The 18,936-nt window shown below is 68.1% G+C and carries 18 protein-coding genes and 2 tRNA genes; 12 read left to right on the forward strand and 8 right to left on the reverse strand.

From position 1 onward, the window contains the following. The first annotated feature begins 58 nt into the window (after positions 1–58). Positions 59–445, forward strand: a complete 387-nt coding sequence (gene rplL / locus BRESU_RS08950; protein ID WP_013269218.1) for a 50S ribosomal protein L7/L12 — start codon at positions 59–61, stop codon at positions 443–445. Positions 446–581: 136 nt separating this feature from the next. After that, the gene (locus tag BRESU_RS08955; RefSeq protein WP_013269219.1) at positions 582–1,262 is read left to right on the forward strand and encodes a type 1 glutamine amidotransferase domain-containing protein; all 681 of its coding nucleotides are present in this window, start codon (positions 582–584) and stop codon (positions 1,260–1,262) included. Here the strand turns inward: BRESU_RS08955 and BRESU_RS08960 are convergent. After that, positions 1,259–3,235: a M61 family metallopeptidase gene (locus BRESU_RS08960; RefSeq protein ID WP_013269220.1), complete on the reverse strand. Its 1,977-nt coding sequence runs from the start codon at positions 3,233–3,235 to the stop codon at positions 1,259–1,261. The genes BRESU_RS08955 and BRESU_RS08960 overlap by 4 nt on opposite strands. Before the next feature lie 114 nt (positions 3,236–3,349). Next, on the reverse strand, positions 3,350–4,387 hold the full coding sequence (alr, locus tag BRESU_RS08965) for an alanine racemase (RefSeq protein ID WP_013269221.1): 1,038 nt from the start codon (positions 4,385–4,387) through the stop codon (positions 3,350–3,352). 130 nt (positions 4,388–4,517) lie between these two features. Between alr and gltX the strand changes: the two genes are divergently transcribed. After that, on the forward strand, positions 4,518–5,867 hold the full coding sequence (gene gltX / locus BRESU_RS08970; protein WP_013269222.1) for a glutamate--tRNA ligase: 1,350 nt from the start codon (positions 4,518–4,520) through the stop codon (positions 5,865–5,867). A 161-nt stretch (positions 5,868–6,028) separates the two neighbouring features. Here gltX and BRESU_RS08975 read toward each other — a convergent pair whose 3' ends face one another. Continuing rightward, positions 6,029–6,346 (reverse strand): DUF8200 family protein, encoded by a 318-nt coding sequence (locus BRESU_RS08975; RefSeq protein WP_013269223.1) that lies wholly within the window; start codon positions 6,344–6,346, stop codon positions 6,029–6,031. 144 nt (positions 6,347–6,490) lie between these two features. Further along, the gene (locus tag BRESU_RS08980) at positions 6,491–7,096 is read right to left on the reverse strand and encodes an LOG family protein (RefSeq protein ID WP_013269224.1); all 606 of its coding nucleotides are present in this window, start codon (positions 7,094–7,096) and stop codon (positions 6,491–6,493) included. Between the two features lie 85 nt (positions 7,097–7,181). On the opposite strand from BRESU_RS08980, the gene BRESU_RS08985 reads away from it, so the two are divergent. After that, complete coding sequence (locus tag BRESU_RS08985) at positions 7,182–7,916, forward strand: hypothetical protein (protein ID WP_013269225.1); 735 nt, start codon at positions 7,182–7,184, stop codon at positions 7,914–7,916. Between the two features lie 73 nt (positions 7,917–7,989). Further along, positions 7,990–9,159: an aminotransferase gene (locus BRESU_RS08990; protein WP_041761487.1), complete on the forward strand. Its 1,170-nt coding sequence runs from the start codon at positions 7,990–7,992 to the stop codon at positions 9,157–9,159. A 55-nt stretch (positions 9,160–9,214) separates the two neighbouring features. Here the strand turns inward: BRESU_RS08990 and BRESU_RS08995 are convergent. Further along, a tRNA-Asn gene (locus tag BRESU_RS08995) sits at positions 9,215–9,289 on the reverse strand. Positions 9,290–9,354: 65 nt separating this feature from the next. Here BRESU_RS08995 and BRESU_RS09000 point away from each other — a divergent pair. Beyond that, positions 9,355–10,161, forward strand: a complete 807-nt coding sequence (locus tag BRESU_RS09000; protein ID WP_013269227.1) for a TrmH family RNA methyltransferase — start codon at positions 9,355–9,357, stop codon at positions 10,159–10,161. Positions 10,162–10,396: 235 nt separating this feature from the next. Here the strand turns inward: BRESU_RS09000 and BRESU_RS09005 are convergent. Next, positions 10,397–10,470, reverse strand: a tRNA-Cys gene (locus tag BRESU_RS09005). A 161-nt stretch (positions 10,471–10,631) separates the two neighbouring features. Here BRESU_RS09005 and BRESU_RS09010 point away from each other — a divergent pair. The 4 genes from BRESU_RS09010 to BRESU_RS09025 all read left to right on the forward strand — a co-directional run bounded on the left by BRESU_RS09010 (position 10,632) and on the right by BRESU_RS09025 (position 16,417). Next, positions 10,632–11,261: a protein-L-isoaspartate O-methyltransferase family protein gene (locus tag BRESU_RS09010; protein ID WP_013269229.1), complete on the forward strand. Its 630-nt coding sequence runs from the start codon at positions 10,632–10,634 to the stop codon at positions 11,259–11,261. 132 nt (positions 11,262–11,393) lie between these two features. Beyond that, positions 11,394–12,887 carry a TolC family outer membrane protein gene (locus tag BRESU_RS09015; RefSeq protein ID WP_013269230.1) on the forward strand — a complete coding sequence of 498 codons (1,494 nt, stop codon included), beginning with the start codon at positions 11,394–11,396 and terminating at the stop codon, positions 12,885–12,887. 125 nt (positions 12,888–13,012) lie between these two features. Next, the gene (locus BRESU_RS09020) at positions 13,013–13,624 is read left to right on the forward strand and encodes a DUF2497 domain-containing protein (protein WP_013269231.1); all 612 of its coding nucleotides are present in this window, start codon (positions 13,013–13,015) and stop codon (positions 13,622–13,624) included. 78 nt (positions 13,625–13,702) lie between these two features. Beyond that, positions 13,703–16,417, forward strand: coding sequence for a valine--tRNA ligase (locus BRESU_RS09025; protein ID WP_013269232.1), 2,715 nt, complete (start codon positions 13,703–13,705; stop codon positions 16,415–16,417). Here BRESU_RS09025 and BRESU_RS17755 read toward each other — a convergent pair. Together BRESU_RS17755 and BRESU_RS09030 are read right to left on the reverse strand one after the other, a co-directional pair. Continuing rightward, entirely contained in the window at positions 16,414–16,545 is a 132-nt protein-coding gene (locus tag BRESU_RS17755; protein WP_013269233.1) for a hypothetical protein, read from the reverse strand. The two genes, BRESU_RS09025 and BRESU_RS17755, sit on opposite strands and share 4 nt — an antisense overlap. Before the next feature lie 68 nt (positions 16,546–16,613). Continuing rightward, complete coding sequence (locus tag BRESU_RS09030) at positions 16,614–17,174, reverse strand: carboxymuconolactone decarboxylase family protein (RefSeq protein WP_013269234.1); 561 nt, start codon at positions 17,172–17,174, stop codon at positions 16,614–16,616. A 125-nt stretch (positions 17,175–17,299) separates the two neighbouring features. Between BRESU_RS09030 and BRESU_RS09035 the strand changes: the two genes are divergently transcribed. Further along, positions 17,300–18,190, forward strand: coding sequence for a LysR family transcriptional regulator (locus tag BRESU_RS09035; protein WP_013269235.1), 891 nt, complete (start codon positions 17,300–17,302; stop codon positions 18,188–18,190). Further along, entirely contained in the window at positions 18,190–18,915 is a 726-nt protein-coding gene (locus BRESU_RS09040) for a TlyA family RNA methyltransferase (RefSeq protein WP_013269236.1), read from the forward strand. Before BRESU_RS09035 ends, BRESU_RS09040 begins: the two co-directional genes overlap by 1 nt. Positions 18,916–18,936: the final 21 nt, after the last annotated feature.

Genomic DNA, 18,936 nt, shown 5'->3' on the forward strand with positions numbered 1-18,936 from the left:
CTCTTCCATCTCTGCAAACCCTCTCTAACAAACCCAATCCTCCGAAGGAAAACTGACCATGGCCGACCTGTCCAAGATCGTCGACGACCTGTCCTCGCTGACCGTCCTCGAAGCCGCCGAACTGTCCAAGCTGCTGGAAGAAAAGTGGGGCGTCAGCGCCGCTGCTCCGGTCGCGATGGCGATGCCCGCCGGTGGCGGTGCTGCTGCTCCGGCTGAAGCCGCCGAAGAGCAAACCGAATTCACCGTCGTGCTCGTCTCGGGCGGCGACAAGAAGATCAACGTCATCAAGGAAGTCCGTGGCGTGCGTTCGGACCTGGGTCTGAAGGAAGCCAAGGACCTGGTCGAAGGCGCTCCGCAGAACGTCGTCGAGAACGTCTCCAAGCAGAACGCCGACGAAATCGCCAAGAAGCTGACGGAAGCCGGCGCGACCGTTCAGATCAAGTAAGCGAAAAACGCCTGCGGCCTTTTGGTCGCCGATCGCTTTTCAGGGGCCCGGCGGGAAACCGCCGGGCCCTTTCGCGTTCAGTCCCCGCCACGGCAAAGCCTGGCGCGATCCCCTCGTCTGAACGGAGCCCCCCGCCATGAAAATCCTGATGGTCCTGACCTCGCACGATCGGCTGGGGGATACCGGCAAGAAGACCGGCTTCTGGCTCGAGGAATTCGCCGCGCCCTATTATGTGTTGAAGGACGCCGGGGCCGAGATCACCCTGGCCTCGCCCAAGGGCGGCCAACCGCCGCTGGACCCCAAGAGCGACGAACCGGACGCCCAGACTGAGGCCACGAAGCGGTTCAAGGCTGACGACGCCGCCCAGGCCGAACTGGCCGGCACCCACAGGCTGTCGGAGGTGAAGGCCGACGATTTCGACGCGGTCTTCTATCCCGGCGGCCACGGCCCGCTGTGGGATCTGGCGGAAGACGCCGGGTCCATCAGCCTGATCGAGGCCTTCGTTCGTGCCGACAAGCCGGTGGCGGCCGTCTGCCACGCGCCCGGCGTCCTGCGCCATGTGAAGGGCCCGGACGGCGAATACCTGGTCAAGGGTCGCAAGGTGGCCGGCTTCACCAACGGTGAAGAAGACGCAGTCGGCCTGACGGACGTGGTGCCCTTCCTGGTCGAGGACATGCTGAAGGCCAACGGCGGCCTCTACGAGAAGGGCGCCGATTTCGCGCCCTTCGTCCTGACCGACGGCAAGCTGATCACCGGTCAGAACCCCGCGTCCTCCGAGGAGGCCGCGAAGGCTCTGCTGGGCCTGCTGAAGGTCTAGCGCCGAAGGGGGGCCAGAATGTCGGCCAGGCGGTCGGGGGTGCCCTCGATCCGCTCCAGGCGGGGATAGCGCAGCCCTTCTGTCCACATCAGGTCGAGTGTCCGGATCCGGCTGCCGCTTTTCAGCGTCAGCCGGATAGGGGCGGTGTCACCCTTGGCATCCGTGACGGCGGTGCGGAGGACCTCGGGTGTCGCAGCCTTGTCGCCGACCGCGATCAGGTCCCAGCCCGCGCCGATCCCCGCCGCATAGACAGGCCCGCCCCAACGAATGCCGCCGATACGGTTGTTCGGTCCCTGCAGACTGAAGCCGAGGGAGTACTGGAAGTCTGACCCCCATCCCCCGTTCATGGCCTTTTCCTCGGCCGAGGGGGCGTCGACGTAGATGAGGCGGTAACCGGCGCGTTCGATCCCGTCCAGCGGCGCTTCGGCCTCTGGACCCGTGGCGTCGAGGCGGGTGCGGAGGAAGGTCGCCCAGTCGTATTCCGTGACGCCGTTCAGCGCCGCAACGACGTCGGCGAACGTATAGCCATTGGGCACCCAGACGCCGTCCGAGCCTTCGATGCCCGAGCCGAACATGGCGCGGGCAAAGTCGTCGAGGGATTTGCGGTCATTGGTCCGCTCACGGATCAGCGTATCGGCGTCCAGCCAGATCAGGGCCGCCTCGTCGTAGTAGTCGCTGGTGCCGCGCATCCACGACCCCCACTGGCCGGGGACGCGGTAGCCCAGCAGGTTGTGGTTGTTGGTGTCCTGCAGATTGCGCCAGGCCCGGCCCGGCTGGTTCTGATAGAAGGCCGCGCGGCTGGCCAGGGTGATGCGGGTCTGCTCCAGGGTGTGCAGGCCGCTGCGGGCCGACAGCACGTCGCCCCAGTATTCGGTCTGGCCCTCATACACCCATAGCAGGCTGTTCTCGGTCGGGACGTTGTAGTTGGCAGTCAGTTCGTCGGCCGGGCGGCGATACTTGCCGTTCCAGGAGTGGGCGTATTCGTGCGGGAGCAGGGCGCGGTTGCCGGCCGACCGGCCCCAGTTCGTGAAGAAGTCGGGCGCGACGGTGTTTTCGGAACTGCGATGATGCTCCAGCCCGATGCCGCCCAGCTGGTCGGTGAGCGCGACCAGGAACTCGTAGTGGTCGAAATGACGGGCTCCGAACAGGCGGTCGGTCTGGGTGACCAGATTCTCGTAGAGACCCAGCTGTTCGGCGGTCGGCGCGATGTTGCCGGGCTCGTCCGAAACGATGTTCAGGTGCACGTCGTCGCCCGACGGATCGATGTCGATCCGACGATAGTTGGCGCCCGCGAACATGGGACTGTCGACCAGGGTGTAGAGGTCGACGGGCTCGAAGCGCGCGACGTCGTTCTCGTGGCTGACGGTGGTCAGGGCGGTGCCGTAGTTCCAGCCGGCGGGCAGTTTCACCGACGCCTCGACCATGATGCCCGTAGACACATAGCCGGCCGGATAGAGGATGGCCTTCTCCCATTCCAGGTTGACGATCGAGGGCGTCATGACGACGCGCCAGTTGGCGTTGTCGGCCTGGGTCAGCCACTGGAGCGACACCTCGATCTCGGAAGCTCCGGCCGGGACGTCGAGGTGGAAGGCATAGGGGTCGGCCGCGTCGCGTCGCCATTCGACGGGCTGACCGCTGGCGGTGATCACGACGCCGGCCAGCAGCTGGATCGGGCCTGAGTCGGCGTGGTTGCCGGGAAGGTATTTCGGATACAGCAGCGTCAGGGGGCCGGGGCGGGCCGGGATGGTCTGTTTCACCGAGATCACGCGATGGTCCAGGTCGGTGATGTCGGCTTCGTACCGGATGGTGCCCGGATAGGTGGCGGCTGTGGGCGCAGGGATGGCCGGGCTATCGGCGAATCCGCCGATGTTCTGCGCCGTCGGACCGGCACCGGTGCCGATGCTCTGGGCCAGCGCCGGACCCGCCGCGATCAGAAGGGCGGCCGTACAGGCGGTGACGAGCAGACGGGACATGGGCGGATCCGTAAAAGGCGACTGAGGGGGACGGCGAGATCACGACGGCAGGACCGGGAGGTCAAGTGCGAAGCAGACAACGCGCATCGCCGAAGCGATGGGAAGACCTCTGTCTCACCCCTCGTATCGCCGGGGAACCCGCGCGGTGACCGACGTCAGCAGTTCGTAGCTGATCGTCCCGGCCGCCGCTGCCGCGTCATCGAGCAGGTGGTTGGGGCCGAACAGCTCGACCGGGTCGCCGACGGCGACGTCGAGCCCGGTCACGTCGACGGCGATGACGTCCATCGAAACGCGGCCGAGGATGGGGCGAAGCGATCCGGCGACCCAGACCTGGCCGTTCGGGCACTGGCTGCGCAGGACTCCATCGGCGTACCCGGCTCCGCAGGTAGCGATGCGGCGCGCCTCAGGCGCAACGAAACCGCGCGAATAGCCGATGCTCTCGCCCGCCGGGACATCGCGGACCTGCAGCACCCGGGCCGACAGGGTCGCAACGGGTTTGATCCGGTCGTGGGGGCGGCCTTCGGGTCCACCGCCGTAGAGGCAGATGCCGGGGCGGACAGCGTCGAAGGCGTAGTCGGGCCCCAGAAAGCAGCCGCCGGAGTTGGCGAAAGACCTCAAGGCTCCGGGATAACGAGCCGCGGCCGCGGCGAAGGCGTCTCTCTGTCGCCGGTTCATCGGCTGGGCGGGCTCGTCGGCGCAGGCGAGGTGGCTCATGACGAGGGACAGGCCCTCGAAGGGGGCGGGCGCGTCCTCGATGCGGAAGCCCAGCCGGTTCATGCCGGTGTCGATCTGCAGACCGCAGGCCCCGCCGTCCGCCGCCCGCCAGGCCATCAGCTGGTCGCCGTGGTTCAGGATGGGGCGAAGATCGGCGGCCTTCAGTGCGGGCGCGGCGTCGCCGACGCAGCCGTCCAGCACATAGAGGGTGGGCTCCGGGCCGAGGGCGCTGCGCAGGGCGATGCCCTCGGCAAGGCGCGCGACGAAGAAGGTTCGTGACCCCTCCCTCAACAGGCGTTGCGCGACCGGGATCGCCCCAAGGCCATAGGAGTCGGCCTTGACCACCGGGTGCACGGGCGCACCGGAAATGGCCGCCAGCGCATGGACGTTGTGCGCCAGGGCATCCAGATCGACGGTCAGGGTCGCGGTCGCGGTCATCGTCGCCTTATGCCGCAAGATCGTTGCGCCGGAAGCCGAAAAGCGAACGTCGTCGGCTGTTGGCCGCTGTCCTTGACTTGGGCGGCGGGGTGACCGACCTGTGCGCCTCGCTTTCAAGGTCGCCTGTCTCATGTCCGTCAAGGTCCGTTTCGCCCCATCGCCCACCGGCAAGCTGCATGTCGGCAACGTCCGCACAGCCCTGGTCAACTGGATGTTCGCCAAGGGGCAGGGCGGGTCGTTCGTCCTGCGGATCGACGACACCGATCTGGCCCGATCGACGCCGGAGTTCGAGCAGGGGATCGAGGACGACCTGACCTGGCTGGGGCTGGTCTGGGATGAGCGCTACAACCAGTCGAAGCGGTTCGACCGCTATCACGATGCGGCCGAGCGGCTGAAGGCGGCGGGACGGCTGTACCCGGCCTGGGACACGCCCGAGGAGCTGGATCGCCGCCGCAAGGTGCAACTGTCGCGCGGCCTGCCGCCGATCTACGACCGCGCGGCGCTGGCGCTCAGCGACGAGGACAAGGCCGCGCTGGAGGCCGAGGGGCGCAAGCCCCACTGGCGCTTCAAGCTGGACGGTCGCCGCGTCGCCTGGGAGGACCTGTCGCGCGGTCATGCCGAGGTCGACACGACTTCGATGTCCGATCCGGTGCTGATCCGCGAGGACGGGCTGTATCTCTACACCCTGCCGTCGGTCGTGGACGACATCGACATGGGGATCACCCATGTCATCCGGGGCGAGGACCACACGACCAACACGGGCGCGCAGATCGAGATCTTCGAGGCCCTGATCGCCGCCGGGCTGGGGACGACCGTCCCGACCTTCGCCCACATGCCGCTGCTGGTCGGGGCGGACGGCGCGGCACTGTCCAAGCGACTGGGATCGCTGTCGGTCGCCGAGATGCGCGATCAGGGATACGAGCCGATCGCCATCACCAGCCACCTGGGCCGTATCGGGACGTCGGACCCGCTGGAGGTCGCCGACAGCATCGAGGCGCTGGGCCAAGGCTTCAGCTTCGACAAGATGGGCCGGTCTCCGGCGCGATACGACAACGAGGACCTGGACCGGCTGAACGCCCAGGCTCTGCACGCCATGCCCTATGCGGCGGCGAAAGGCCGGCTGGAGACCCTCGATTGCGATCTGGGCGAGACGTTCTGGGATGCGGTGCGCGCGAACCTGACGAAGTTCGGCGACGTCGTCGATCTGGCGCGGATGGTGCGGGGGCCGGTGACGCCGGTAATTGAGGATCCGGCCTTCGCGGCCGCGGCGCTGGCCGTGCTGCCGGAGACGATCGATGCGGGAGCCTGGTCGGTCTGGACCAGCGCGGTGAAGGACAGCACCGGGGCCAAGGGCAAGGCGCTGTTCATGCCGCTGCGCCACATCCTGACGGGTCAGCCCCACGGGCCCGATATGGCGACGATCGTGCCCCTGATCGGACGCGAGCGGATCGAGAAGCGGCTGAAGGGCGAAGTGGCCTAGGTCAACTGTCTCCTCCCTGTCGCGCAGCGATGGGGAGGTGGGTGCGAGCCCTTGCGAGCAGACGGAGGGGCTCTGGGTGCACCAAGAACCCCTCCGTCACGCCGCTACGCTGCGTTCCACCTCCCCATCGCCAAACGGCGACGGGGAGGCGACCCATTGGATCAGGCTGCGGCGGCGACGTTGCAGGCGGCGAGCTCTTCGCTGCTCAGGGTCGTGCCCTTGTAGGTAAAGCTGGCCAGGGCAACGCCGACGCGGGCGACGACGCGGCGGCAGGCGCGGCTGGCGGGCTGGGACTGGCCGCCCGTGCCGACGCAGACGTTCTCGGCATTGCAGCGCCAGTTGACCCCGTCGATCAGAACGGGAGCCTGGGGAGTGAACGCGACGTTCTGGACCGTGAAGGTGCTGCCGGTGCCGGACTGGGCATGGGTGGCAGTGGCGGGCGCAAGCAGAAGGGCGGCGGCGAGGAGGACAGCGCGCATGGGGAGGCTCCGAGACTGGATCGGGCCGGATCGGCCCTGGGCATCAACGCTCCGACTAGTGCGTCTTTTTTAAAAACTGTCAACCTGCGTTTTCAAAGCAGATGGACGGGCAGATCGACGCGCCGGTGACTAAGCGATGTTCACTTATCGCCGATCATGTTGCAAGGCCGCGCTGTCGGGCGCGCGCTTCATCTCTTCCACCGCGGCCTCCACCGTGTCGCAGACCGTCCAGGCCTGAAGGAAGGATTCGGGCGTGAAGCCGGAGGCGACGCTGTGACGCATCAGGTCGAAGAAGGTGTCCCAGAAGCCGTCAATGTTGAGGAAGATCACCGGCTTGCCGTGCAGGTCCAGCCGCTTCCACGACAGCAGTTCGACGACCTCTTCCAGCGTGCCGATGCCCCCCGGGGCCACCACGAACGCGTCAGACTGGTCGTACATAATCTGCTTGCGCTCATGCATGGAGGTGACGACCAGGGTCTCGACCTCGTCGAACAGACGCTCGCGGCTGCGCAGGAAGCCCGGCATGACGCCCAGCACCCGACCGCCGGCCTCGTGCGCGGCGCGGGCGGAGGCCCCCATCAGACCGACACCTCCACCGCCATAGACCAGGCGCCAGCCCGCCTGTGCGCTGGCGCGGCCAAAGTCGGCAGCGGCCCGGGTGTATTTGGGATCGGCCGCATCGGACGAGCCGCAGAACAGACAGACCGATTGGCCGTCGAAGGGGGCGATGCGAAGCTCCGAAGTGCTCATGGACTCTCTGGGGTCAGGTGAAGCGAGACAGTCAGCCGGTGGACAGGCTAACGGGATGGGCAGTCCTATAGTCGCGGCGAGCCGGATGAAACGATCCTTTGCAATCTGTGCGGTTGTCGGTGCGACTCTCGGCCTTTTCGCCTGTGGATCGCCGCCTGAAACGCCGGCTGGTGCCGAGGCCGCTACGGACGGCTGGGTCGCCGGTCCGCGCGTCGACCGCGTCGTGCGCGAAGGCAATGCCATCGTCGTCAGCGGTCTGGGCGCGCGGTTCGGGCGGATCGTCCTGACCGGTCCCGATGGGGTCGCCTATGCCGCCGGAGCGGATGAGGCGGGGCATTTCGATATCCGGCTGCCGGCGCCGAAACAGGATGCCCTGCTGGCGGTCGAGGCCCAGGTCGGGCAGATCGCCTATCCCGCGCCGGGCCGGCTTCTGGTGCCACTCGACCCGCGCGGGCCCGTCGCCCTGCTGGGCATCGGGGCCCCGACGCGCCGGCTGGACCCGGCGGGACCGCTCGATGCCGTCGACACCGACGGACGTGCGGGTTTCCTGTCCGGTCGCGCCGGAGCGGGCGCTGCCGTCGCTGTGGGTCGCAGGGGCGGCGGTACGGTGACCGCGGGCGAAGACGGCCGCTGGACGCTTCTGGTCAGCGGCGACGGTTCCGAACCTGTCCAGGTCGGCGACCGAGTCTTCACGCCGCCGCCGATGGTCGTCACCACCGACGGCGTGCTGGAGCGCGCAGGGGAGGGCTGGCGACTGGGCTGGACCAGCACAGGCGGCGCGCGCCAGGTGACATGGTTCCCGGACAGGACCACGCCCTGACTCGACGGTCGGCGCGACAGCTTTTTCGAGGCTGTGGCTTGCGCTGCCCATGCCGCTCGGCTCCGTTGATGGGATGCGCGCCCATTCCGTCTTCGCCGACATGCCGACCACGATCTTCGAGACCATGTCGGGGCTCGCCCGGACGCATCAGGCGATCAACCTCGGACAGGGCTTTCCGGACAGTCCGGGCCCGGAAAGCCTGCGACGCATAGCGGCCGAGGCGCTGATGACGGGGTCGAACCAGTACGCGCCGTCGCGAGGCCTGCCGGACCTGCGTCAGGCCGTGGTCGAGCACTATGGCCGCATGCAGGGCGTGCCGCTGGAAGTCGAGGGTGTGCTGGTGACGTCCGGCGCGACCGAGGGGCTGGCCGCGGCCATCCTCGCCTTCGTCAGCCCGGGCGACGAGGTCATCGTCTTCGAGCCGGCCTATGATGCCTATCGCCCCCTGATCGAGCGGGCCGGGGGTACGGTCCGGGTCGTCCGGCTGCAGGCGCCGGTGTGGCGGCTGTCCGAGCCGGATGTCGAGGCCGTCATCGGGCCCCGGACCCGCGTCGTCCTATTCAACAATCCGCACAATCCGACGGCCCGCGCCTTCGATGCGGCCGAAGTGTCGGCTCTGGCGCGACTGTGCGTCCGCCACGATCTGATCGCCATCAGCGACGAGGTCTGGGAGCATGTGATCTTCGGGGGGCGGCGGCACCGCTCCCTGCTGGCCGAGCCGGGCATGGCCGGGCGGACGCTCAAGATCGGATCGGCCGGCAAGATGTTCGGGATGACGGGCTGGAAGATCGGGTTCGTCTGCGGCGCGCCCGATCTGGTCGATCCCGTCGCCAAGGCGCACCAGTTCCTGACCTTCGCCACGCCGCCAAATCTGCAGACCGCAGTGGCCGTGGGGCTGGCCTGGCCGGACGACTCGTTCCGGACGATGGCAGACGACCTCCAGCGATCGCGTGACCGGCTGGCGGCGGGGCTGGAACGTCACGGCTTCGTGCTGACGACCAGCGAAGGCACCTATTTCCTCGGGATCGACCTGGCTGCCTCCGGCGTGGCTGTCGGCGACGACATGTTCTGCCGGCGCGCCGTCGCCGAGTTCGGCGTCGCCGCCATCCCCGTCTCGGCCTTCGTCACGGCACCGCAAGACGGTGCCGTCGTTCGGCTGTGTTTCGCCAAGGCGGACGATGTCCTCGATCTCGCGATCGAGCGACTGGGTCGGGCGAGGGGGATGAGCGCTTCGACCGCCTGAGCCCGTGGGTCCCGGACGGGAAGTCTGGATTGTCGGGCCAAAGCAGCCGAGAGAGTGGCTCCGCGGGTAGGATTCGAACCTACGACCAGCCGATTAACAGTCGGCTGCTCTACCACTGAGCTACCGCGGAACAGAGGCTCGGGAGGCGGGCCTATAGCAGCGGCTGCGCGCGCGGCGCAACGGGAAATGTCGACCATGTTGATCGAGACCATCGATGACCCCGACGATGCGAGGATCGCGGCCTATCGCGATATCCGCGAACGCGACCTGACAGGCAGGCAGGGCCTGTTCATCGCCGAGGGGGAAGTGGTCCTGAGGACGCTGCTGTCGGACGCGTCGCTTTGTCGACCGAGGTCGGTTCTGATCGCCGCGAACCGGGTCGACGGGCTGCGGGGATTGCTGGAAACCGTGCCCGCCGGCACGCCGGTCTTTGCGGTGGGCCAGGACGTGCTGGACCGGATCGTCGGGTTTCCGCTGCACAGGGGCATTCTGGCGCTGGGGGAGAAGCCACTCGCGAGAACGCTTGATGCAGTGCTGGCGGACCTGCCGGAGCAAGCGGTCGTCGTTGCCGCCTCCGAAATCGGCAATCACGACAACATCGGCGGGCTGTACCGCAACGCCGCGGCGTTCGGGGCGGCCGCAGTCCTGACTGACGACCGGTGCGGCGATCCCTTCTATCGCAAGTCGATCCGGGTGTCGGTCGGGGCCGTGCTTCGGACGCCTGGCGCGGCGGCCCCTTCGCTGGAGGCCCTCGTCGACGCGCTGGAGGCCGCCCGGTTCGAGGTCATCGCCCTGTCGCCGTCGGCGATCGAACCCCTGAAAGGGCTGAAACCGGGCGGACGCCGCGCCCTGCTGCTGGGGTCGGAGGGGCCGGGTTTGCCGGCGTCGGTCATGGCGCGCACGCGGACGGTGGGCATCCCCATGGCGGGCGGGTTCGACTCGCTGAACGTGTCGGTGACCAGCGCGCTCGGCCTCTATCAACTGACCCAGCCGCAAGCGTGACAGTCACCAAAATTTCAACGGATTAACGCTTTGTCCACCTTGATGAACGGTGTGATCTGTGGCGCTGTGTCGGTCCGGGGAGGGCACGACATGACGAGCATTCTGGGGTTCATGAGCCGCAATCTGCGGATCGCGCTGGCAGCCGCGATCGTGGCGGGCTGCGTCGGTGCGGCGGGTGCCATCGGCTGGATGACCGCGCCGCTCTGATCCATCCGGGATCCCGACGGGGTCGCGATGGAGGCCTGACCGGGAATCGAACCCGGGTGCAAGGATTTGCAGTCCTCTGCGTCACCACTCCGCCATCAGGCCGTAGGACCTCTTGCAAGGCCCCCAGATCGCGAGGGGCGGTTGCTATCAGATCGATCCGACCCCTGCAATGATTGTCCGCTGCAATGATTGTCGGCCGCGATCCACGGACCTATAAGCGCGCGAGATTCCCGGCGTGGCCGGGCCAAGGGACGTATCGGACAATGGATTTCGCAGCCGCACGCAAGGTCATGGTCGACTCCCAGGTGCGGGTGAACGACGTCACCGACCGGGGCTTGCAGGCCGCCCTGCTGGCCGTGCCGCGTGAGCACTTCTGTGCCGCCGATCGGGCCTTTGCCGCCTATGGCGAGGTCGAGGTCGAGATCGCGGGCGACCGTCGCCTGATGCAGGCCCGCGAGGTCGCCAAGCTGTTGCAGGCGCTGGACGCGCGTCCGGGCGAGACCGCCCTGGCCATCGCCGCCCCATATGCCGCCGCCGTCCTGGCCGATCTGGGGCTCAAGGTGACAGCCCAGGAAGCCGACCCGGCCGTGGCCGAGGTTGTCGCTCCGGCGCTGGACGATGCCGGAGTCGTGATGCATGTCGGGCCCCTGACCACGCCGACCGGGGCAGACTGGGATCTGATCGTCAGCGAGGGTGCCGTCGCCGCCCGGCCCACCGCCTGGCTGGAAAGGCTGCGGATCGGCGGTCGGCTGGCCGTGGTGGAGCGCAGCGGGCCGAATGGTCGCGCCGTCCTCTATGTGCGGGGCCGCGAGGGCTATTCGCGCCGCGAATTGTTCGATGCCGCGCCGCCGGTTCTGGCCGAAATGACACCCGCGCCCGCCTTCGCGCTGTGACCCACGCCTTGTTGCGGCCAAGCTCTGGCGCTCGGGTGAAAAAAACTTAACTGGCGTCAGGGACGGGACGCCCTCACTACCCCGTTCCAGAGGGATACCGGTACCGTTCGCGGGACCCATCAGGATGTGACCATGTTCAAACGCTCGCGCGCGCTCGCCACCGTCGCCCGGATCTCGCTGGTGACCGCCGTCGCGGTCGGCCTGGCCGGGCCATCGTTCGCCGAGACGCTGCAGGAAGCGATCGCGCTGGCCTACCGCACCAACCCCACCCTGCAGCAGCAGCGGGCCAATCAGCGGGCGCTGGACGAGGTCGTGCCCCAGGCGCGCGCCGGCCTGCGCCCCGAGGTCAGCGTCAGCGGCTCGGCCAGCTACAGCCGCAGCCAGGGCGGCGGTCTGGGTACGATCGAGAGCGACACGGGCGGGGCCAGCATCGACCTGTCCCAGACCCTGTACTCGGGCGGCCGGATCGCCCGCGGCATCGATGCGGCCACGGCCAATGTGCTCAGCGGTCGCGAATCGCTGCGCGCCATCGAGCAGCAGGTGCTGGCTTCGGTGATTCAGGCCTATGTGGACGTCCAGCGCGACGTCGAGATCCTACGGATCCGCGAGGCCAACGTCGCCGTCCTGCGTCGCCAGCTGGACGAATCGAACGCCCGCTTCGAGGTCGGCGAGATCACCCGTACCGACGTGTCCCAGTCGGAGGCCCGTCTGGCCCAGTCCGAGGCCGATCTGGCCGGGGCCCAGGCCCAGCTTTCGGTGTCGCGCGCCGCCTATGCCGCCGTCGTCGGCCAGGCCCCCGCCAACCTGGAAGCCCCGCCCGTGCTGCCCGGCATCCCCAACGATTTCGAGGTCGCCCTGGACATCGGTCTGGCCGAGAACCCCGGCATCACGGCCGCCCAGTACGACCTGCAGGCCGCAGAGGCGCGTCACGCCCAGGCCAAGTCCGCCTTCCTTCCGACGGCGCGCGCCACTGCGTCCTACGGCGGCTCCGGCGACCTGACGGACTTCGACCTCGCCGACCGCACCAGCTTCCAGGCCGGGGCCTCGGTGTCGTTCCCGCTGTTCACCGGCGGCCTGAACCGGTCCCAGGAAGTCCAGGCGCTGGAACAGGCCAATGCCGCCCAGATCGAGATCGAGCGTCAGCGGCGCAGTGTCCTTCAGGACGTCTCCAGCGCCTATGCGCAGGTCATTTCGACGGCATCGCAGCTGACGGCGGGACAATCCGGCGTGCGGGCCGCCACGGTCGCGGCCGAGGGCGTCCGTCAGGAGCAGCAGGTCGGCCTGCGGACTACGCTGGACGTCCTGAACGGAGAGCTGGAACTGCGCAACGCCGAGATCAACCTGGCGAGCGCACGGCGCAACCAGTACGTCGCCCAGGCCCAGCTTCTGGCCGCCATGGGTCGTCTGGGGGCCCGCGAACTGGATCCGTCGATCGAGCTTTACGATCCCGCCACCAATGGCGACCGGGTCAACCTGCGCGGCGCTCTTCCCTGGGACGGCCTGATCGAGACCCTGGACCGGATCGCTGCCCCGCCGGTGACCTCGGCCACGGATACCGAGGATGCGCCAATCGACACGCAACTGAAGTCCGAGATCGTCCAGACGGTCCCTTCGGGCGCCAATTAACCCAACAGGCGAAAAGGCCCGTTGATTCCCAAGGGCGTTGATGCGACGAAATGTTGTGGGTTGGTGGCGTCCTTGGCCCCAGCGTTCTCGCCCATAGCCCGCGCAGGTTCTCCGAAGGCCAGACCATGACCGACACGACCGCTCAAGAACCGACGATGGAAGAGATCCTGGCGTCGATCCGCCGGATCATCTCCGAGGACGACACCCCGGCTCCCGAGGCGGCCCCTGCGGCTGCGGCACCCGAGCCGGACCCGGTGGTCGAACCCGAACCCGTCACCGCCTTCATGGAGGCGACGCCCTCGACGTCCGAGCCGGAGCCGGAGCCGGAGCATGAGGACGAGGAAATCCTCGATCTGACCGACCGTTACGAGGCCCCCGCGCACGAAACGATCGGCGACCTGGATGTCGCCGCGCCGGAGCCCGAGCCCTTTCCGACGTCGTTCCATTCGGAGCCCGCGCCCGTGCATCCCGAACCGGCCCCCAGCACATCCTCCGTCGATCACGAAGCCCTGGTCAGCGAGACGGCTTCGGCCAGCGCGGCCTCGGCCTTTGCCGGTCTGGCCGCCAGCTTCCGTCCGCCGGAACCCACACCGACGGGCGGAACCGGCCCGACCATCGACGACCTCGCTCGCGCCCTTCTTCGGCCGATGCTGAAGGAGTGGCTGGACGCCAACCTGCCCGGCATCGTCGAGACGGCGGTACGCAAGGAAGTCGAGCGGATCGCCCGCTCCGCCTAGCCCCCGGCGTCACCTGTCACTAAGACCACCAGGGGCGGCTCCGACGGGGCCGCCCCTTTTCGTTTCCGGACCATTCTGATGCTCGAGAAAACCTTCGACCCCGCGGCCGCCGAGCCGCGCCTGTATGCCCGATGGGAGGCGTCGGGGGCGTTCGCGCCGAAGACGGACGGCGCGGCTGAGGCCTATTCGATCGTCATTCCACCGCCGAACGTGACGGGGTCGCTGCACATCGGCCATGCGCTGAACAACACCCTGCAGGACATCCTGGCCCGCTATCACCGGATGCGCGGCAAGGCCGTTCTTTGGCTGCCGGGCACGGACCACGCGGGCATCGCCACCCAGATGGTGGTCGAGCGCCAACTGGCGGCGGCGGGCAATGTCGGCCGCCGCGACATGGGCCGCGAGGCCTTCGTGCAGAAGGTGTGGGATTGGAAGGCCGAAAGCGGCGGGACGATCGTCCAGCAACTGCGCCGGCTGGGCGCGTCCTGCGACTGGAGCCGCGAGCGGTTCACCCTCGACGAGGGGCTGAACGCGGCCGTGCGCAAGGTTTTCGTCCAGCTTCACCAGCAGGGGCTGATCTATCGCGACAAGCGGCTGGTGAACTGGGATCCGCAGTTCCAGACGGCCATCAGCGACCTCGAGGTCGAACAGCGCGAGGTCGAGGGAGCGTACTGGCATTTCGCCTATCCCCTGGCCGACGGCGTCACCTACGAACACCCGATCGCCTTCGACGAAGACGGGAATGCGACCGAGTGGGAGACGCGCGACTTCATCGTCGTGGCCACGACCCGGCCGGAGACCATGCTGGGCGACACCGGCGTGGCCGTGCATCCCGACGACGGCCGCTATGCCGGTCTGGTCGGCAAGTTCGTGACCCTGCCGATCGTCGGGCGGCGCATCCCGATCGTGGCCGACGACTACGCCGATCCGACCAAGGGCTCGGGCGCGGTCAAGATCACCCCGGCGCATGATTTCAACGACTTCGGCGTCGGAAAACGTGCAGGACTTGAAGCGCTGAACATCCTCGACGCCTTCGCGCGGATTACGACGGCGGACACGCCGGATATCCCGGCCGAGTACGACGGCCTGGATCGCTTCGCCGCGCGCAAGGCCATCGTCGCTCGCGCCGAGGAAGAGGGCTGGCTGCGCGAGATCGAGAAGACGCGCCACGTCGTGCCGCACGGCGACCGCTCCGGCGTGGTCATCGAGCCGTGGCTGACGGACCAGTGGTACGTCGACGCCCAAACCCTGGCCCAGCCGGCGCTGAAGGCGGTGGAGCAGGGCGACACGGTGTTCGAGCCGAAGTCGTACGAGAAGATCTATTTCGAATGGCTGCGCAACATCGAGCCCTGGTGCATCTCGCGCCAACTGTGGTGGGGCCATCGCATCCCGGCCTGGTATGACGCCGACGGCCAGATCTATGTCGCCGAGACCGAGGCGGAAGCCGTCGCCCAGTCGGGTGGCAAGGCCCTGACCCAGGACGAGGACGTCCTCGACACCTGGTTCTCGTCCGCCCTCTGGCCGTTCTCGACCATGGGCTGGCCAGAGAAGACCGACGATCTGGCGCGGTTCTATCCGACCTCGGACCTCGTGACGGCGGCCGACATCATCTTCTTCTGGGTTGCCCGGATGATGATGATGGGGCTGCACTTCATGGACGAGGTGCCGTTCAAACGCGTGATCATCAACGGCCTCGTCCGCGACGAGAAGGGCCAGAAGATGAGCAAGTCCAAGGGGAACGTGATCGATCCTCTGGTGATCATCGATGAGCTGGGGGCCGATCCCTTGCGCTTCACCATGGCCATCCTGTCGGGCACGCGAGACATCAAGCTGTCCCGTCAGCGCATCGAGGGATATCGCAACTTCGGCACCAAGCTGTGGAATGCCGCCCGCTTTAGCCAGATGAACGAAGCCCTGCGTGTCGAGGGCTTCGATCCGTCAACGGTTGATCAGACGATCAACCGCTGGGTCCGCGGCGAGCTGACCAAGACCGAACGCGCTGTGTCGGAAGCCATCGAGGGCGGTCGGTTCGATGATGCCGCCTCGGCCCTGTACCGCTTCGTCTGGAACGTTTTCTGTGACTGGTATCTGGAGCTGGCCAAGCCGGTCTTCCAGGGATCGGACGCGGCGGCCAAGGCCGAGACCCGGGCGATGACCGCCTGGACCCTGGATCAGACGCTGAAGCTGCTCCACCCCGTCATGCCCTTCATTACGGAAGAGCTGTGGGACGAACTGGGCAAGGACGGCGCGGCGCGCGAGGAACCCATGCTGATCGGTGCCCAATGGCCCGCGTTGCCCGACGCCTTCATCGATGTAGGGGCCGAGGCCGAGATCGGCTGGCTGGTCGATCTGGTCACCGACGTTCGCGCCCTGAGGGCCGAGATGAACGTTCCGCCGGGGGCCAAGCCGCCCCTGACCTTCGTCGCGCCGGACGGGGTGACGGCAGAGCGGGCCCTGCGGCACCGCGATCTGATCCTGACGCTGGCGCGCGTTTCCGAGGCTGCCGCGGCCCCGACGGCTCCGGCCGGAGCGGTGACCTTCGTCTCGGGCGGCACGGCCGCGGCCCTGTCGCTGGCGGGCATCATCGACCTGGGGGCCGAACGCGTTCGCCTGACCAAGGAGGTCGCGGCCTTCGACAGCGACATCGGGCACGTGATGAAGAAGCTGGGCAATCCCAACTTCGTCGAACGCGCCGCTCCGGCCGTGATCGACGAACAGCGGGCGAAGCTGGCGGAGGCCGAGGCCGGGAAGGCGCGTCTGGAGGCGGCGCTGGCCCGGCTGGAGAGCCTCTAGCCGCGCAGGGCGGGCATGGTGGGGCTGATCGACTGGGCGTTGATCAGGGTGTCGTGCCCCACCATCGGCAGGACGATGACCACGGCCCCGAGCAGGCCGAGGGCGAACAGAACGGTCAGGATGCGCATGGGTCAGTCTCCTGAGGCGGCGTCGCGCGAGGCTTCGCCCGACACCGCCTGTTGGTTACGGAAAGGGTTCAGGCCGCTTTGCGGGGCGTAAAGGCATTGGCCTGGAAGGCCGCGTCGACCGGGGTTTCGGCGATGTGGTTGACGTAGTTCGAGATGGTTTTCAGCCCGACGCCGAGCACGACCTCGAGCACATTGCCGGCGGTGTAGCCCGCGCCGATCAGGCGGTTGACGTCGGCGTCCGAGACCCAGCCGCGCTCGCGCACCACCCGGGTGGCGAAGTCGCGCAGGGCCTCCAGCCTGGCATCGGCGATCGGTCCGCCGTTGCGCACGGCCTGGATCACCGTCTGATCCAGATGCTGGCCCTGGGTGACCGTCGTATGGGCGGCCACGCAGTAGTGACAGGCATTCTCGACCGACGCGGCGATCAGGACGATCTCGCGCTCCAGCGGCGTCAGGTCGGACTTCTGATAGGCACCGGCGAGGGACCGATAGCCTTCGATCACCGCGGGGCTCTCGGCGAACTCGCCGACCAGATTGGGCACGAGGCCAAAGGCTGCCCTGGCTCCGGCGATGAAGGGCCGCGAGCCTTCGGGCGCTGTGTCGACGGTATGGATCGGGAACTGGGTCATGGTCGGTCTCCTTGATCTGGCGGACGCGGGTTGCGTCGTCGGTATCAAGGTGCGCCGTCTGCGCAGCGAGCATTAGCCGGGGAGATCGCCTTTGACTTATGCGCGCAACGCATGAAAAGGGCGGCATGGATCGCCTGTCCGCCCTTCGCCTGTTCGTCCGCACGGTGGAAACCGGCAGCTTCTCGCGCGCCGGGCGCGACGCCGGTCTGTCGCAATCCGCCACCAGCCGGGCGATCGCGGCGCTGGAGGCCGATCTCGGCGCGCGGCTGTTGTTGCGCACCACGCGCCGGCTGTCGGTGACCGAGCCCGGCCAGCGGGTCTATGAGCAGGCGCTGCGCATGCTCGACGAGGACGCGGCCCTGATGGAGGCGGCGGCGGGCGCGGACCGCGAACCGGTCGGGCGGCTGAGAGTCTCGACTTCGGTGGCGTTCGCGACCGACGAGGTCGCCCCGCACGTCAGCAGCTTCCTGAACGCCTTTCCGAAGATGCGGCTGGATCTGGCGGCGACGGACGCGCGGATCGATGCGGTCGCCGAGGGCGTGGACCTGCTCTTGCGTCTGAGCCCGCTGACCGACAGCGGCATGACAGGGCGGCGGCTGGGGGCCTATGAACGCTGGCTCGTCGCGTCACCTGAGGTCGCGCAGACGCTGGATACCGGGGCGCCGCTCGCGGACCAGCTGAGGGACCGCTGTATCCTCTACTCCGGGTCGACGCTGGGGGTGCGGTGGCGGCTGGACGGACCTGCCGATCCGGTGGTGTTCGAGGCGTCGGGGCCGGTGACGGCCGGGGCGGGGGCTGTCGTCCGTGGCCTGGCCCTGTCCGGGGCGGGCGTGGTGCTGCTGCCGTCCTTTGCCGTCCGCGCCGATCTGGCCGGCGGGCGGCTGGTCCGGGTCGCGCCGGAATGGTGTGGCCCGTCCATCGACCTGTCGGCGCTGTGGACTCACCGGGAGTTGCCGCGCAAGGGGCGGGTGTTCCTCGACTATCTGTTGCCGCTTCTGACCCTGGATGACCGCTGATGCGCCTTGATCAACTACTGGTTTCGAAAGGGCTGATCGACAGCCGGGCGCGGGCCAAGGCGGCCATTCAGGCCGGGGGCGTCACGGTGGACGGTATCGTGGTGACCAACGCCGCGCGCGCCTTCGACGACGATGCGATCGTGACGGTGACGCAGGCGCACGACTGGGTCGGGCGCGGGGCGCTGAAGCTGGATCACGCGCTGACGCTCTGGCCCGTCGAGGTTGCCGGACGGGTGGTGCTGGACGTCGGGGCCTCTACCGGGGGGTTCACCGAGGTCTGCCTGAAGCGCGGGGCGGCCAAGGTGTTTGCCGTTGATGTGGGTTTCGGGCAGCTCCACGACAGGATCGCGGCCGACCCGCGGGTGGTCAGCCTGGAGCGGACGGATGCCCGGTCGCTGGATCGGGAGCTGATCCCCGAGGCACCTGGTCTGATCGTCTGCGACGCCAGCTTCATCGGCCTGGCCAAGGTTTTGCCCGCGGCGCTGGATCTTGCCGGGGCAGGGGCCGACCTGATCGCACTGGTCAAACCGCAGTTCGAAGGGGAGGGCCCGTCGGCGGTCGGCAAGAAGGGGATCGTGAAGGACCCCGAGGCGCATGTGGCGGCGGTGGAGGGCGTTTCGGCCTGGCTGGCCAGCGTGGGCTGGTCGGTTCAGGCAACGACCGAAAGCCCGATCACCGGCGGTGATGGCAATGTCGAGTTTCTGATCTGGGCGAAGAAGCCCTGATCGACGGGCGGTCGCCGCTCG

The sequence above is a fragment of the Brevundimonas subvibrioides ATCC 15264 genome, assembly GCF_000144605.1.
GTDB classification, from domain to species: Bacteria; Pseudomonadota; Alphaproteobacteria; order Caulobacterales; family Caulobacteraceae; genus Brevundimonas; species Brevundimonas subvibrioides.